Below are 15,557 nucleotides of genomic sequence, written 5' to 3'. Positions count from 1 at the left end.
CCAGGATATGATTTTCAAAAAGCGGATTCTGGCTTTTGGCGCAGCTCTGGCAATCTTTGCATCTCAGGCTGACGCCGCCTCAATCTTCCGCGAATTCAAATATTACACCATCAATGGCAAGACCGCAGCTGAACTGGATAAGGCACTGTCCCGCAGCGGCCCCTTTCTGAAGAAAACCGGACAACATCATCCGGGTGCAGCGGAAATCCGCTTTGACGCCAAGGTCCGTTATGGCCGCGCGCCGGGCAAATCCTGCAAGGTGCAGGACGTTTATGTCAATGTTCACGCGAAAGTTTCGTTGCCGCGCTGGGCGCAGCGCCGCAAGGCAACGCCGGAACTGGCGCTGATCTGGGACACGCTCTATCAGGACATTCGCCGTCACGAGGAAAGCCACATCGTCATTGCGCGCAGCCATGCCAGCGAGATGGAACGACAGATCCGTGCACTTCCTTCGCGTTCGGATTGCGCCGTTTTGCGCAAGGATATCGACAAGATCACTGCACGTCTCATGGAAGCCCATGATGAGGCGCAACAGCGTTTCGACCGCGTCGAGACCATTAATTTTGAAAAGCGCTTCGAGCGCCTTTTGACCTATCGTCTTGAAAAGATGAACCAGCTGCCGCGCTGATTACTGAGATCCGGCTTTCTGCAATCTCTTGCGCACAGCCTGCGTCATGAGAGCGGCTTCATGAAAGCCGGACAGGATCAGCTTCAGCTTGCCCGGATAATGGCAGGCATCGCCAATCGCATAGATATCGAGCTGTGATGTTGCGAAGCTTTCGGGTGAAACAGCAATCGCATTGCCTGCCCTCTCCAAGCCAAGTTCGGCCAATGGATCGGGTCGCACGATCTGACCATCCGGTCCGAATGCCCCCAGACCTGAAGCAATTACCACGGCATCAGCCTTGATTGAGATCGCCTTGTCTGTCGTCAAGGCAAAGCGCTCTCCGACGCGTTCCAGCATCGCAACGGTTTGACCGTAATGGAATGTGGGACCGTAAGGCGCGATCTGTTCCAGCAGCCGCGACACCAGCTCGTCGCCCATAATTGTCGGGAAGCCCGGAATATCGAAGATCGGCTTGTCAGGATAAAAGACGGTACATTGTCCGCCCGGCCGATCCAGCGCGTCTATCAGCCGGCATTTGAATCCGAACAGGCCGAGCTGGAAAACGGCGAAGAGGGCAACCGGCCCTGCCCCGATGATCGCTATATCGCTTCTTATACCGATCCCCGGAGTGGCTGCCATCCTCTTAGTTCTGGCGTTCCGGAACCTGCACGACGAGACCGTCGATAGCATCGGTCACGCGGATCTGACAGGATAGGCGCGAATTCGGACGCACCTCATAGGCGAAATCCAGCATGTCCTCTTCCATCGGATCGGGTCCGCCAACTGTCTCCGTCCATTCTTCATCGACATAAACGTGGCAGGTTGCGCAGGCGCAGGCGCCGCCGCATTCGGCATCGATGCCCGGAATGCCATTGCGAATGGCCGCTTCCATCACGCTGGAACCGTTATCGGCCTCAACTTCGGTACGTGCCGCGCCGTCTGCGGATACGAATACGATCTTGGTCATTTTCATTCCTTGAAACGCGTGAAACCACGCGATCTTTTATCCCTTGCGGCGGATCACCTGAAATTGGGACCTGCACGCATAATCTCGCAAAGGCAGATACGGCGTTCCGGCCCTAGTTTCAACTGTGAGAGCCCCGTTAAGCCCAACTGCGCCAATATGCCGTGTTATATAATGTAAAAGCGGCTGTGCCAGCGGTGATATAAAAGGTTTTCTGCAAAACTCTGCCTTGCCGTTGTGCAAGATTGGGGCATATGATGAGAAAAATGGGAATGCAGACAATCGGATCAACGAATCCTGCGCCCAGGCAATACAGCTTAAAATTGCAATACCGGAACGTAAATTCGAAATACGGGCAATTTTGTTAACGAATTCGCACCGCCTTTCGAGCCGAAAAAAGCGACCCTTGCTGATTTCCACAACTTGCTAATAATTGCAAAAAGCCCGGAAACATCGCATTTTAGTGAAGCCAAACGTTTTCTGTTAACCTTGTATTTAAAGTTTTAGGCATCAGCGGGCGTCGCCTATTTCCTTAACAGGACCGAGCCGGTACGATGCAAAATGGCGGATAAAGTTTAGTAACGGCTCTTTGACGATCCGGCCGTCACGGTAATTGAGTACGAGGTAGGCGAACAATGGCTTCCAAATCCAAGGCACAGAAGCTCGACCTTGAGGTTGAAAAGGCACTAGAACAGGCACTCGACATCGACTTCGGCGATGATCTCGATATCGATATGGACTTAAGTGCGTTCGACGAGAGCTTCTCGGTCGACGATCTGGAAGAGCAGATTTCGCGCGCCGCTGAAGAGCTGGTCGCGGAACAGAAGACGAAGGCAGCAGAACCTGCGAAAGTCGCATCAGCGGCAATCGAAACCAGGGTTGCGCCAATCGTTTCTGCATCCGTTATCGCCACGCCTGCCGCGCCGCCTGTGCCGCCGGTGGTTAAAGCCGCGCCAGCAATTCAGCAAATCGTCGCCAATACGCCGCACAAGCCTGCCCCGGTTAAGCCTGACACGACGCAAGCCGCTCCTTCGCCTCAGCTTGCAGACGTGCCGGAAGCTCCGGAAGCCATCCTGCGTCCTGTTGCACCGGCAGCGACCGTCAGCGTTGCAACGCCCGCAGCACGCACGCCCGCCAACGACGACTCCCGCAACGACCGCGCTATCGCAACCGCACCGCGCCGCGTGACCGAACGTTCGTCCAAGCTTTACTGGACCACCACAGCCATCAGCGTGCTTTGGGCCGCCGGTGGCGTTGCACTTAGCAAGGCTATCGATCCGACTGTTTTCTCCAGTCTTGAAGCCACCAAGAACTTCTTCACTTCGCCTGCTGGGATTGGTGTGGTTGCAGGCGTTGCCCTGCCCGTCGCCATGTTCTGGGGCTTTGCGCAGCTTGTGAAGCGCGCACAGGAAATGCATAACGCCGCGCGTAGCATGTCTGAAGCCGCCATGAAGCTGCTTCAGCCGGAAGCCGTATCGGCTGACCGCGTTTCGACGCTGAGCCAGGCCGTCCGCCGCGAAGTGGCTGCAATGAACGAAGGCATCGAGCGCACGCTTGCCCGTGCGGTCGAGCTGGAAACCCTGGTTCAATCTGAAGTCAATCAGCTTGAACGCGCTTATAGCGATAATGAAGTTCGCATTCGTTCGCTGGTCGGCGATCTGGGCAATGAGCGTGAAGCCGTTGTCAGCCATGCCGAACGCGTCCGCTCCTCGATTTCCGGTGCGCATGAGCAGCTCAAGGAAGAACTGTCGAGCGCATCGAACATCATTCGCGACAATGTTCTGTCTGCTTCCCAGCAGCTTAGCTCGCTGTTGAGCGAATCCGGCGAACGCCTGATTGGCAGCATCAATGAAAGCGGTAGCTCTATTGCCGAAGCCATTGAAACCCGGACCGGCGATATCGGCTCGCGCATCACGACTTCGGGCGAGGCTTTTGCTAATCTGCTCGATACGCGTATCGCGACGCTGGACGAACAGTCCCGCACGATTTCCGAGCGCTTCACGACGGCTCTGGACGAACGCGCCGCTGGCATTGCCAACCTGCTTGGCAGCTCCACGGAATCGATGGTCAGCGAGTTCGACACGCGCCTTGCCAATCTGGAAGGCACCTTGTCCGAACGCGGCCATGCCCTGCTTTCCGAGTTCGAGGCTCGCGCCCACGCACTCGACAGCAGCACAGAAAAGCTCAACGCCGCTCTGGAAACACGCTCGCGCCAGATCAACGAAAATCTCATCGCCCGCACGCGTGAAATCGCCGAGACCTTCTCCGGCGGTCGCGCTTCGCTCAGCTCGATGATCGATGAAACCAAGACGAAGATCAGCGACGATCTGACCTCGATCGGTGAAAGCGTCGGCAATCTTCTCGGTGAAAAGGCAGCTTCCTTTGCAGGCAAGCTGGCCGAAAGCCGCGATGTACTGGCTGCTTCGCTGGAAGGCGAAACCGACCGTGTTTCGGCAGTCATACGCGGACATGCCGATACGCTGGCAGCCCGCACCGATGACATCCGCAATGCGATTGATGGCAGCGCATCGGCGCTCAATTCTGTTGCCGACAATCATGCCGCCATTCTGGCAGAGCGCACCAACGCGCTGCAGCAGGCAATGGCGAGCCATTCGGCACTGCTGGATGCGAGCTTTGCCGATCATGCCCGTTCGCTGGAAGAACGCGCTTCCGCTCTGCATACCGTCATCACCGGCAATCAGGCCATGCTTGCTCAGCTGATGGATGAACGCACGGCTGCAATGCGCGATAATTTCAACGAAAATCGCGAAGTCATGGCGCGCACCTTCGATGAACGCGTCAGCTCGCTTCAGGCACTTATTGCCGACAACCAGTCTTCGCTGGCTCGCATTCTGGACGAACGCGCGGCAACGCTCGGCGAATCCATCGCAGCCGGACGCGACGCTTTCGAAGCAACGCTTGGCGAACATGTTCGTCATGTGGAAGAACGCACAAACGGCCTGCGCACTGTTCTGAGCAACCACAATGACTCGCTGGTTGATATTCTGAACGGCCATGAGCAGACGATTGAAACGCGTGCAGCGGCCATCCGCGCAACGCTGAGCGACAGCACGTCTTCGCTCAACCAGTCTCTGCAAGACCATAGCGACGTTCTGGATCAGCGCACTGCCAATCTGCGCGGCGCAATTGCCGACAGCGCTTCCGCTATTGGACAGGCTTTCGAAGGCCAGACCGGCATCATCGAAGGACACACCGCCAATCTGCGCAGTGTCATCGCGGAAAGCGGTGCCGTTATCAATCAGGCATTCGCAGGTCAGAACGGCGCGATTGAAGAGCACACTGCCAATCTGCGTAACGTCATTGCCGATAGCAGCGCCATCATCAACGATGCTTTCGCAGGCCAGACCGGCATTATCGAAGAGCGCACGCAGACCATGGAAAAGGCGCTTTCTATCGGCGTCGACAATGTTCGCCGTGCGCTGGAACAGAGCGCTGGCGTTGTTGCCACCTCGCTACGCGAGAAGATCGGCGAAGCGGCAAGCACGCTTTCCGCAGAAGCTGCCAAGGCCGGTCAGGCACTGGATGGCTTCGGCGAAGCGTTCAGCGCACGCCTGATCGACAATCTGTCGGGTACGGAAGCCCGTCTCGGTGACCGCGCCGATGCGATTGCCGGACGTCTCGGCGACATCGAAACCCGCCTCACCGGCGAACTCGGTTCCATCGAAGCCCGCATCGCCGATACGGCAGCCAAGACGAGCGAGACCCTCGCCGGTCACAGCGAAGCTTTTGCAGCCAGCGTTGTCGATAATCTGGCAGGCACCGAAATCCGCCTCAATGAACGCGCCGGCGCTATTGCGAGCGGTCTTGAAGCCATCGAGAACCGCCTCACCGGCGAACTCAGCGCCATCGAGGCTCGCATCGCCGATACCGCATCGAAGACGAGCGAGACCCTTGCCGGTCACAGCGAAACCTTCTCGGTCAGCGTTGCCGACAATCTGGCAGGCACCGAAGCCCGCCTCGTGGAACGCGCCGACGCAATTGCCACCCGTCTCGGTGACATTGGCTCGCGCATCACGATGGAACTCGGTTCTGTGGAAGCCCGCATCGCGCAGGTTACGGATACGACGGCTGTCACTCTTGAAGAGCGCACGCGTGAACTCAATGCAGTTCTCTCGGCTCGCTCGCAGGAAATCACCAAGATCCTCAACGATACGGCAGAGCCGCTGGTACAGCGCCTTGCCGATAGTGGACGCGGTCTGGCACAGCAGCTTGAAGAAGCAACCCATGCCGCAACCGACCGCCTGCGTTCGGAAAATGCCGCTCTGGTGAATGCACTGGCAAACCGCACGGCAGAAACCATCGCAGCTGTTCAGCAGGCAAAAGCTGGTCTCTCCGACAATGTCAGCGAGCTGATCGACCGCCTCTCCACTTCGAATGGCGAGCTTGGCAAGCTGATCGACGCTGCAACGCGCAACCTGACCGATATCGATGGTCGTCTCGTCGACACGACGTCGAGCTTCGTCGAAAACACCAATCGCGCTGCGCAGATGTTCCAGGCCTCGACCGGTCTGATCGACACCAATATCGGTACGCTGCGTGCGCTTTCCGATAGCACGCTGTCGCAGATCGCCGACATTGCAGACCGTTTCGAAGACCATGGAAAGGTTCTTTCCTCGGCCTCCGACATGATCAATTCGGCTCAGAATGGTCTCGTCACCACGCTGTCCGACCGCCAGCAGGCGCTCGACAAGCTGGCTTCCGGCCTCGTGGAAAAGTCGGAAGGTATTGAGAAGCTCATGCAGTCCTTCGAAACTCTGGTTGCCTCGGCATTCCAGCGCGCAGAAGGCCAGACCCGCGCCTCGGCGGAAAAGATGCGCGAAAGCGTTTCGGAAATCGTCGAGCAGGCAGCCCAGAAGTTCTCGGCAGCAACCGACGATATCCGTCGCACCGCTGGCGAAATTCGCACCGAGCTGAACACCACGCGCGGTGAGCTGAAGCGCGGCGTTCTCGACATGCCTGCCGAAGCCAAGGAAACAACGACCGCCATGCGCAAGGCCGTGAGCGAGCAGATCAGCGCGCTCAAGGAACTGGCAGAAATCGTCAACAAGTCGGGCCGTCTGGTCGACGTTGGCGAAAGCCGCGCAGACCGTCCGGTTTCGCGTCCTGCACCCGCTGCACAGCGCCCGGCTCCTGTTCAGGCACCAGTTCAGCCCTCAGCAGCTCCGGTCGCACAGGCTGACGTTGCCGTTCGCCAGCGTCCGGTGGAAATGCCCAAGGCTCCGGCCGCAACGGCTCCGGCCGCTACCGCTGAAAAGCCTCGCGGCTGGGTTTCCGATCTCCTTGCCCGCGCATCGCGTGAGGAAGAAGAAGCCGTTCAGCCAAAGGCACAGCCAACCGCCGCTCCGCGTTCGCCAAGCCATGTGGTTGAATCGCTGAACTCGCTGTCGGTCGATATCGCCCGCGCTATCGATCATGAAGCATCGGTTGAACTCTGGGACCGCTATCGCCGTGGTGAGCGCAACGTCTTCACCCGTCGCCTGTACACACTCAAGGGCCAGCAGACGTTTGACGACATCAAGCGCAAGTATCAGACGGATGGCGAATTCCGCCGCGCCGTGGACCGCTACATGGACGACTTCCAGCGCCTGCTTGAAGATGTCGCCCGTAACGACCGCGACAACATGGTGACGCAGACCTATCTGACGTCCGATACCGGCAAGGTTTACACCATGCTGGCCCATGCCAGCGGTCGCCTGCGCTAACAAGCGCTAGAGACATAACTAGTCAGAACGCGGCCTTCGGGCCGCGTTTTTTTGTTGCTCTGACGGGATAAAACCGGCGCAGTGTACGTAGGCGTAGACGCGGCAAAGTTCGCCGTTCCCGGGTTTTCTGATTCCAGATAAAAAGAAAGGCGGGGTTCAAACCCCGCCTTATTCATTTTTGCTGATCCGCTCGACCGTCTATGCGACTTAAATAGCGGAAACCGTCCAGCCGACAATTTCATTTGCGGCACGATCAAAGGCTGCATCGAGCGCCTTCACGTAAGCCGCATTCCCGGTTCCGCTAACAGGCGCGGTACTACGGAACACCCGCGTTGCGCGTACTTCGCCTGTCTTGTCGTTCATAAGCTTGATGGCGAGTTCCACAACAGCGGTTCTGGAGCCGCCGCTGACCTGAACACCGAACATGCGAAGATCGGTCAGGATCTGATAATTGATCGCCAGACCGTCACCCGGACGGCCTACACCGCCAAACACCCCGGTATTCTCATAAGCCTGGACGAGGCGGGACTGAACGATATTCGTCAGCCTGTCGCCCCACTGCGCACCTTTGAGATACTCGATGGAACCCGGCGCGGAACTGATCACGATGTTTTCGCTATCGAGCGCCTTCAACGCCGTCGGCGTCGGAACTAAAAGCTGCAAGCTCTTGCGGCTCGGCGACGACACAGCTGGCTTCGGCGTCGTCAGATTGAACGTATCGAGAGGTGTCGTTCCACAGCCAGCAAGAAGCGCCGCCAGAACAAGCGAAACAGAACCTGCGAGAGAACGGTTGCGGCGCGATTTCACGTTCATAGACCCGTTTGTCGAATTTTCAGCCGAGAAAATCAATGACGCGCCCTTCCGTTATACTGAGGTACACTGCCTTGCCCGCCGAAAATCAAACGTTGCGGGTTGCGTTCGAGTTCTGTGATCGCCTGTTCGATGCGCTGTATCGAGCGGCGGCTGTCAACAACCACGGACTGCACGTCTCGAAGACCCTGGCCTGAGAAACGCTGCAAATTATCTGCTATCGGTCCCAACCGCTTGTCGAGATTGTCCGAGGTCTGGCGAATGGATTCAAGCGTCGCCTTGGCCTGCGCCACAACCCCGTCCTTGTCATCCGTGGACAGAAGCTTGTCGGTCTTGGCCAGAATGCCGTCAACGCGAACCGACGCAGCATTGAGACGCGCCATCGTTTCCTTCGCGTCTTCGATGATCTGCTTGATGTTACCGGCATTGGAGCCCAGTTCGTCGATGACATCGGCATTTTTGGCCAGCGCATCGGTGAATGTCTTGGTATTGTTGATCGTGTCGGTCAGAGGACCACGGGCTTCTTTGACAAAACCTTCCAGCTCGCCGAGCACCGTGTTGGCGCGTCCGAAAATGTCCTGTGCGGTGGCGAGGAGATTGTTGACCGCAGACGGGTCAGCGTCGATACGCGCCACCGATTCTTCCTTGGCTGCTTCTGTCAGCAGGTTAGGCTCATCCAGACGGCCACCCTTGAGTTCGATATAGGCCTGACCGGTCAGACCCTGAAAGCCAAGCGTTGCGGCAGTCGAACGCGTGATTGGTGTGCTGCCGTTCACACGTGTCTGCACGATCACCATTTCCGGGTTGCTCTCATCGAGATGCAAACCCCGAACGTCACCGACCTTGATACCATTGAACAAAACCTGACTTCCAACAGTCAGGCCCGTTACCGAACCGGGAATACGCACATCCATGGGAATGGATTCACGAGCCTCACCGAAGCGCGCGATCCAGTACACGAATCCGAAAGCCAGCAGGCTGACAAGCAGCGTGAAAACCCCGACCAGAACGTAATTGGCTTTTGTTTCCATATCTTATCCCGTCTGCAAGCGGCTGCCGGGCCGCCGTCTTGATGGCGCCGAAGTATCGATCTGGCGCGCTCGCTTGCCCCGAAAATAGGATTTAACCCATGGGTCGTCTACATGCAGCATGTCTTCAATCGTGCCGCTGACCAGCACTTTCTTGTTCCCCAGAACGGCAATCCGGTCACAGATGGCGAAGAGGCTGTCGAGATCGTGCGTGACCATATAGACGGTGAGACCCATCGTATCGCGCAGATTCGCGATCAGCTCATCAAACTCCGCAGCGCCGATCGGATCGAGCCCCGAGGTCGGCTCGTCGAGAAAAACGATATCCGGATCGAGCGCCAGCGCACGCGCCAAAGCGGCACGCTTGATCATGCCGCCTGAAAGTTCCGATGGAAATTTCTCAGCCGTATCAGGCTTCAGTCCTACGAGATCGATCTTCAGTCGCGCCAGCTCATCCATCAGCTTTGGCGACAGATCGAGATATTCGCGCATCGGAACCTGAATATTCTCAAGCACGTTGAGCGCGGAAAACAACGCGCCGTGCTGGAAAAGAACGCCCATCCGCATGTCGATGGCCATTTTCTCCATTTCATTGAGACGATCAATGTTGCGGCCGAGAATCTCGATTTCGCCGGACTGCTTCTTGTTCAGCCCCAAAATTGTGCGCATCAGCACGGACTTGCCTGATCCCGACGGACCGATGAAGCCCAAAACCTCGCCCTTGTAGATATCGAGCGAAAGCCTATCCAGCACTGGCGAACGGCCAAACGAAACCGTTACGTCGCGTACCGAAATCATCGGTATCGCCGTGTGATGGCTTTCATCCTGCTGTGGTTGCGACTCTACGTCGATACCGTTCTCCATACCTATTCTTTAACCGAGCCAAGCTTCCGACTGAACAGCCGAAAGCGACCGCAGGTTCAGTTTTCTGTGTAACTGTGTCTCAAAGAACCCAAACAAAACAACGGTCATATAAATCTCTAGAAATTAATCGCTGCGTAGAACATAGCAAACATGCCGTCGACGACGATAACCACGAAAATAGCCTTCACCACCGATGCGGTGACCCGGCGTCCAAGTGATTCTGCACTTCCGCCGACTTTCATACCTTCGACCGAAGCAAGAATACCGATGATCATTGCCATGAACGGCGCCTTGATCAAACCGGCGAAATAGGTGTTCAACGCCACTGCATCATGCAGACGGCTGATAAAGGCCTCCGGCGAGATATTGGAATAAAACCACGCGACGCCGCCTGCCCCGACCAATGCAGCCAGATTGGAAATGATGGTCAGCAGCGGCAGCACGATGACGAGGGCAACAAGGCGCGGAAACACCAGAACGCCTACAGGATTGAGCCCGATAACCGTCAGCGCGTCCGTTTCTTCGCGCATTTTCATGGAGCCGATTTCCGCTGTAATCGCGCTGCCGGAACGACCGGCAATCATGATCGCGGTCAAAAGCACGCCCAATTCACGCAAGACCAGAATACCGACCAGATCGACCACGAAAATCTCAGCACCGAAGTAACGCAGCTGAAAAGCACCCTGCTGCGCGATGATCGCACCGACGATGGTCGACATCAGAATGATAATGGGAATGGCACCCACGCCCATACGGTCCATCTGCGTTACGATGGCGGCAATCGGAATCCCGCTTCCACGACCATATTTGAGCTGCGCACCGCGAATAGTGGCACCCAGAATGTGCATCGACATTTTGAAGTCGTCGAAAATCGAGACGACGCCACCGCCAAGGGCAGCCAGAAAAGCAATGAGAAAGAAGGGCTTCTTGGTGCGAGGAACATCGAGCGCCCGCTCAACCGCGCCGCCAACTTCATCCATCAGCGGTGCCCAGGATTCGCGAATGCCTTCAAGCTGCACATCGGCCTTCTGGGTCACGAGACGCTGCCTCAGCCGCTCGACAAGCCAGGCGCCTGCCGTATCCAGACCGGATATGCCGGAAGCATCAATATGCGTGGATTGGCCGCCCGCGACTTTTTCGAGGCTGCGCATTTTGTCATCGACAAGATGGACGCTTTGCGAAACCCAGCGTCCGCTCAGGCGAACGAGGCGCACGCCATCCTGATCCGCCACATCGATCTTTGGCGCGACATTCGCGGCAGCTCTTGCTTTGTCAGCAGTGTCGGTCAACATGGCAAACCTCATATACGAGTCGTAACACGACCGAAATACAGCGTATTGGAGCATCCGCCCGATGAATCAGACGAATACCCCAATTCCGCGCTCTCACGCACCATCTCATCCCAAAAGCCCATCAACTTTTCGGGATTGAGATTCGGAAGGCTCTCCATGCAGAATACCTTGAACATCCTTGTTGAACGCTACCCCATCGCTGGAAAATTCACAATTTCGCGTGGGTCAAAGACTGAAGCTGCCGTTGTTGTGTGTGCAATTGGCAACGGTGAGCATCAAGGGCGCGGCGAATGCGTACCTTATGCGCGCTATGGCGAGAGCATTGAAAGCGTCACCGCTGCAATCGAAGCCGTCCGGGCCGAGATCGAAGGCGGCGTGACACGTCAGGACATTCAGAAGCTGATGCCCGCGGGTGCCGCGCGTAACGCCGTCGACTGTGCCTTGTGGGATCTGGAAGCCAAGATCAGCGGTAAAAGCGTTGCCGATATGCTGGGCGGTGAATTCAAGCCACTTGAAACGGCGATTACCGTTTCGCTGGGCACGCCAGAGGAAATGGCAGAATCCACGGCCAAAGTTGCACATTACCCTCTGATCAAGGTGAAGATGGGCGGCGAGAACGACATTGAGCGCATTCGCGCCGTCGCCGCAGCAGCACCAAACAGCCGGATCATCATTGATGCGAACGAAGGCTGGACCGACGCGAACATTGCCGAAAACATGCGCGCTGCCGCCGATGCGGGCGTGATCCTGATCGAACAACCCCTGCCCGCTGGTAAAGATGCGATCCTGAGCGAGATTGAACGCCCGGTCATGATTTGCGCCGACGAAAGCGTCCACACGTCAGAGGGTCTGGAAGAGCTTGCCAAGCGCTATGACGCCGTGAACATCAAGCTCGACAAGGCAGGCGGACTGACCGAAGGGCTGGTGATGCGCGAAAAGGCCATTGGTCTTGGCCTGAAAATCATGGTCGGTTGCATGGTTGGCACATCGCTCGGCATGGCGCCCGCAGTGCTGCTCGCCCAAAAGGCAACGGTTGTCGATCTCGACGGACCACTGCTCCTTGCGCATGATCGTGATCCGGGCCTTCGTTACGACGGCGCGCTTGTTTATCCGCCGGAAGCGACCGTCTGGGGCTGAGCGGCCTCCTGATAGGTCCGCGAAGGGCGATCACCAGCAATGGAGGTCAAAGCCTCTTCAAAGATGTCGGCACAGGTTTCCCACGTAAAGGGCTTCAGAACCTGTTCGGGATCGAAGGGTTCAAGCTCCAGCGCGGCCATGCAAGCCGCGTGCAAATCATCTGAAAGAACGCCTGCGCCCGTCGCACCGATGACGTCTTTCGATCCCGGCACAGGAAATGCCGCGACAGGAAGGCCTGACGCAATTGCTTCCAGCAGAACAAGGCCGAACGTGTCTGTCCGGCTTGGGAAAACGAACACATCAGCCGACGCATAGGTTTCCGCAAGCGCCTCACCTTCCCGCTTGCCGACAAATACAGCATCCGGAAAACGTGATTTCAGATCATCGAGCGCCGGGCCGTCGCCGACGATCAGTTTGGTACCGGGAAGATCGAGACTGAGAAATGCCGGAAGGTTCTTTTCCGTTGCCACGCGCCCAACGCAGATGAAGACAGGCCCCGGCAGATCGCGGTTCACATTGGCCCGGGCGTGAAAAACGCCGCGATCCACGCCGCGCGTCCACAGATTGAGGCCGGTGAAGCCACGCTCTTTCAGATCGTCCAGAATGGATTGCGTCGGCACGAGCGTATGCGACGCGGCATTGTGGAAGTACCGCAGAAATCCATAGCTCCAGCTCAAGGGAACCGGAAAACGCTCCGCCACATATTCGGGAAAGCGCGTGTGAAAACTGGTGGTGAAACTCCAACCCTTTTTCAGACAAGCCTGCCGCGCCATATAGCCCAGCGGACCTTCGGTAGCGATATGGATATAGTCCGGCTTCATCTGTACAAGCCGCCGCCGAAATGCACCGGGCGTGGTCAGAGCAAGCCTGATCTCGGGATAGGTCGGGCACGGTATCGATTTATAATCGAGTGGGGAAACGACGATCACCTCGTAGCCCCGTGTGCGCATCATTTCTTCGCACTTGGTCAGTGTCCGAACGACACCGTTGACTTGTGGATGCCAGGCGTCGGTGACGATGACGAGCTTGTTCATCCGGCAATTTTCGCCGCGTTGCGGGCAGCACGTGGTAGCCGGACAATTCTGTTGTCATCAGCCCGGCTGTCCTGCGCAATGGCTTTGCCGCCAGACGATTTCTCGTCGCGCATCTGGGTCCACTTCACCAGTTCCATGCGACCGTCGAAATGCTCCAGCACCGCCGTGCAGCTTTCCACCCAGTCACCGGTGTTGATATACTCAACATCGTTCATCTTTTCGATGGTGGCGTGATGAATATGGCCGCAGATGACGCCATCGACGCCGATGCGCTTCGCCTCTTCAGACACGACCGTTTCGAACTCGCCAATGAAATTGACCGCCTTTTTCACCCGGAACTTCGCCCAGGCCGAAAATGACCAGTAGCGCAGACCGAAGAGAGACCGCACACGGTTCATCAATGTGTTGATCCAGATCGCGGTATCATAGGCCCAGTCGCCGAGATAAGCGATGAAACGGGCATTGCGCACCACCACGTCAAACTGATCGCCGTGGATCACCAGAAACTTGCGGCCATCCGCCGTCTCGTGAATGGAGCGGTTCATGACTTCAATACCGCCAAAATGCGTTCCCTGAAAATTACGCAGGAACTCATCGTGATTGCCGGCGATGTAGATGATATTGGTGCCCTTGCGGCTCTTGCGCAGCAGCTTCTGGACAACGTCGTTATGTTCCTGCGGCCAGTGCCAGTTGCGCCGCAACCGCCAGCCATCGACGATATCGCCAACCAGATACATCGTATCCGCATCATGATAACGCAGGAAATCGAGAAGCAGGTCGGCCTGCGCGGCTTTTGACCCCAAATGCACATCCGAGATGAAAATCGTCCGGAATTTCTTCGCTTCTGCTGCGTCAGTGCTCATTTTGGTTGTCCCTCTCAATGGCAACCTGAAACTGCATGCAGAAAACCTGATTCATGTCACAGAGGCATGACGGGACTGTAACGCGCATATGACAGCTGCCGACAGGCCAGCAGTCGCCCGAAGACCGCGATCACAGAACATTGAGCGTGAAAAACACCGAAAAACGTTCAAATCGGGCGCAAGAAAAGTGGACACATCAGCGCGTCAACCAGAATCCGGTTGATTGCCCTTGGCGCTTGGTGGCATGTCTCCATGACCTTTAAAAAAGCAAAGAGGATCGAGCCGTGGATTTGGGCTTGAAAGGTCGCAAGGCAATCGTATGCGCTTCCAGCAAAGGTCTGGGCCGCGCCTGCGCCGAAGCACTGGCCGAAGCAGGATGCGATATCGTGCTGAACGGTCGTAGTGAAGAAACACTGCTTGAAGCAGCTGAGGCCATCCGCTCGGCCTATGGCGTCAATGTGGTTACCGTGGCTGCCGATGTTTCGACCCCGGAAGGCCAGCAGGCTTTGCTTGCCGCCTGCCCTAACCCCGATATTCTCGTCAACAACAATGGCGGGCCGCCTTTCCGCGACTTCCGTTTGCTCGACCGCGAAGCCCTTCTCGAAGGCGTGACGCAGAACATGGTCACCCCCATTGAGCTGATCAAGGCAGTCATCGACGGTATGGTCGAGCGCGGCTTTGGCCGCATCGTCAACATCACCTCCACCTCGGTCTATGCGCCCATTCCGGGGCTCGACCTGTCGTCCGGGGCCCGTGCCGGGCTGACCGCCTTTCTGGCTGGCGTTGCCCGCACCGTTGCGGGAGCCAATGTCACCATCAACAATATCCTGCCCGGTGCCTTCGACACCGACCGCCTGCGCAAGGGCTTTGCCTTCTCGGCAGAGAAGACCGGCACCACCGCAGAAGCGGAAGCCGCCAAGCGAGCAGCCCGTATCCCGGCAGGACGCATTGGCCAGCCAGAAGAGTTCGGAAAAGCTTGCGCCTTTCTCTGCTCACAGCATGCAGGCTATATAACGGGGCAGAATCTCGTTATTGACGGCGGTGCTTATCAGAGTGCCTTCTGACGCGGCCATTACATTACAGATAAACTCATTCTCCAAAACGGGCCTAATGGGACGTGAGAGTTTAAGTTAAAACCAGAATGCCCGACCCACGTGTTTAAAGGCTCGGTGTGCATGTAATTGCACCCTCCACGCGCCGTTCATCATCCCGGCGGTGCGGAAAAATGGAAAGCG

Annotated in this window: 12 protein-coding genes and 1 pseudogene; 5 read left to right on the top strand and 8 right to left on the bottom strand. The window is 57.2% G+C overall.

Annotation, left to right across the window (positions count from 1 at the left end; genetic code table 11):
• The first annotated feature begins 7 nt into the window (after positions 1-7).
• Positions 8-628, top strand: a complete 621-nt coding sequence (locus FHW00_RS07710; RefSeq protein ID WP_078338570.1) for a DUF922 domain-containing Zn-dependent protease — start codon at positions 8-10, stop codon at positions 626-628.
• Here the strand turns inward: FHW00_RS07710 and FHW00_RS07705 are convergent, their stop codons facing one another.
• Both FHW00_RS07705 and FHW00_RS07700 read right to left on the bottom strand, forming a co-directional pair.
• Positions 629-1,246, bottom strand: a complete 618-nt coding sequence (locus FHW00_RS07705) for an NAD(P)/FAD-dependent oxidoreductase (protein WP_078338569.1) — start codon at positions 1,244-1,246, stop codon at positions 629-631. It lies immediately after the preceding gene.
• Between the two features lie 4 nt (positions 1,247-1,250).
• On the bottom strand, positions 1,251-1,574 hold the full coding sequence (locus FHW00_RS07700) for a 2Fe-2S iron-sulfur cluster-binding protein (protein WP_078338655.1): 324 nt from the start codon (positions 1,572-1,574) through the stop codon (positions 1,251-1,253).
• A 609-nt stretch (positions 1,575-2,183) separates the two neighbouring features.
• On the opposite strand from FHW00_RS07700, the pseudogene FHW00_RS24515 reads away from it, so the two are divergent.
• Together FHW00_RS24515 and FHW00_RS24510 are read left to right on the top strand one after the other, a co-directional pair.
• A pseudogene (locus tag FHW00_RS24515) lies at positions 2,184-4,765 on the top strand (kinesin); the annotation flags it as partial.
• Complete coding sequence (locus FHW00_RS24510; protein ID WP_445557926.1) at positions 4,739-7,294, top strand: hypothetical protein; 2,556 nt, start codon at positions 4,739-4,741, stop codon at positions 7,292-7,294. The pseudogene FHW00_RS24515 and the gene FHW00_RS24510, both read left to right, overlap by 27 nt.
• A 207-nt stretch (positions 7,295-7,501) precedes the next feature.
• Here FHW00_RS24510 and FHW00_RS07690 read toward each other — a convergent pair whose 3' ends face one another.
• The 4 genes from FHW00_RS07690 to FHW00_RS07675 form a co-directional block, all read right to left on the bottom strand.
• Complete coding sequence (locus FHW00_RS07690; RefSeq protein WP_440631089.1) at positions 7,502-8,101, bottom strand: ABC-type transport auxiliary lipoprotein family protein; 600 nt, start codon at positions 8,099-8,101, stop codon at positions 7,502-7,504.
• 38 nt (positions 8,102-8,139) lie between these two features.
• Complete coding sequence (locus FHW00_RS07685; RefSeq protein WP_078338566.1) at positions 8,140-9,135, bottom strand: MlaD family protein; 996 nt, start codon at positions 9,133-9,135, stop codon at positions 8,140-8,142.
• Positions 9,136-9,138: 3 nt separating this feature from the next.
• Positions 9,139-9,996, bottom strand: coding sequence for an ABC transporter ATP-binding protein (locus tag FHW00_RS07680; RefSeq protein ID WP_078338565.1), 858 nt, complete (start codon positions 9,994-9,996; stop codon positions 9,139-9,141).
• A gap of 116 nt (positions 9,997-10,112) precedes the next feature.
• Positions 10,113-11,288 (bottom strand): MlaE family ABC transporter permease, encoded by a 1,176-nt coding sequence (locus tag FHW00_RS07675; protein WP_078338564.1) that lies wholly within the window; start codon positions 11,286-11,288, stop codon positions 10,113-10,115.
• Positions 11,289-11,444: 156 nt separating this feature from the next.
• Here FHW00_RS07675 and dgcA point away from each other — a divergent pair, with 156 nt between their 5' ends.
• Positions 11,445-12,425: an N-acetyl-D-Glu racemase DgcA gene (gene dgcA, locus FHW00_RS07670; protein WP_078338563.1), complete on the top strand. Its 981-nt coding sequence runs from the start codon at positions 11,445-11,447 to the stop codon at positions 12,423-12,425.
• On the opposite strand, the gene FHW00_RS07665 is transcribed toward dgcA, so the two are convergent.
• Both FHW00_RS07665 and FHW00_RS07660 read right to left on the bottom strand, forming a co-directional pair.
• Positions 12,395-13,459: a glycosyltransferase family 4 protein gene (locus FHW00_RS07665; RefSeq protein WP_078338562.1), complete on the bottom strand. Its 1,065-nt coding sequence runs from the start codon at positions 13,457-13,459 to the stop codon at positions 12,395-12,397. The genes dgcA and FHW00_RS07665 overlap by 31 nt on opposite strands.
• Positions 13,456-14,322: a UDP-2,3-diacylglucosamine diphosphatase gene (locus FHW00_RS07660; protein ID WP_078338561.1), complete on the bottom strand. Its 867-nt coding sequence runs from the start codon at positions 14,320-14,322 to the stop codon at positions 13,456-13,458. Before FHW00_RS07660 ends, FHW00_RS07665 begins: the two co-directional genes overlap by 4 nt.
• A 284-nt stretch (positions 14,323-14,606) precedes the next feature.
• Here FHW00_RS07660 and FHW00_RS07655 point away from each other — a divergent pair, with 284 nt between their 5' ends.
• A complete protein-coding gene (locus FHW00_RS07655) occupies positions 14,607-15,386 on the top strand; it encodes an SDR family oxidoreductase (protein WP_078338560.1) in 780 nt (259 codons plus the stop codon).
• Positions 15,387-15,557 lie beyond the last annotated feature (171 nt).

Source organism: Ochrobactrum sp. P6BSIII (assembly GCF_014138065.1).
Lineage (GTDB): Bacteria > Pseudomonadota > Alphaproteobacteria > Rhizobiales > Rhizobiaceae > Brucella.
This window is presented reverse-complemented; position numbering and strand designations above follow the sequence as displayed.

What these genes read in the sequence shown, in the direction of transcription:
- FHW00_RS07710 (WP_078338570.1), top strand. Translation starts at nt 8, where the DNA reads ATGATTTTCAAAAAGCGGATTCTGGCTTTTGGCGCAGCTCTGGCAATC.
- FHW00_RS07705 (WP_078338569.1), bottom strand. Translation starts at nt 1,246, where the DNA reads ATGGCAGCCACTCCGGGGATCGGTATAAGAAGCGATATAGCGATCATC.
- FHW00_RS07700 (WP_078338655.1), bottom strand. Translation starts at nt 1,574, where the DNA reads ATGACCAAGATCGTATTCGTATCCGCAGACGGCGCGGCACGTACCGAA.
- FHW00_RS07685 (WP_078338566.1), bottom strand. Translation starts at nt 9,135, where the DNA reads ATGGAAACAAAAGCCAATTACGTTCTGGTCGGGGTTTTCACGCTGCTT.
- FHW00_RS07680 (WP_078338565.1), bottom strand. Translation starts at nt 9,996, where the DNA reads ATGGAGAACGGTATCGACGTAGAGTCGCAACCACAGCAGGATGAAAGC.
- FHW00_RS07675 (WP_078338564.1), bottom strand. Translation starts at nt 11,288, where the DNA reads ATGTTGACCGACACTGCTGACAAAGCAAGAGCTGCCGCGAATGTCGCG.
- dgcA (WP_078338563.1), top strand. Translation starts at nt 11,445, where the DNA reads ATGCAGAATACCTTGAACATCCTTGTTGAACGCTACCCCATCGCTGGA.
- FHW00_RS07665 (WP_078338562.1), bottom strand. Translation starts at nt 13,459, where the DNA reads ATGAACAAGCTCGTCATCGTCACCGACGCCTGGCATCCACAAGTCAAC.
- FHW00_RS07660 (WP_078338561.1), bottom strand. Translation starts at nt 14,322, where the DNA reads ATGAGCACTGACGCAGCAGAAGCGAAGAAATTCCGGACGATTTTCATC.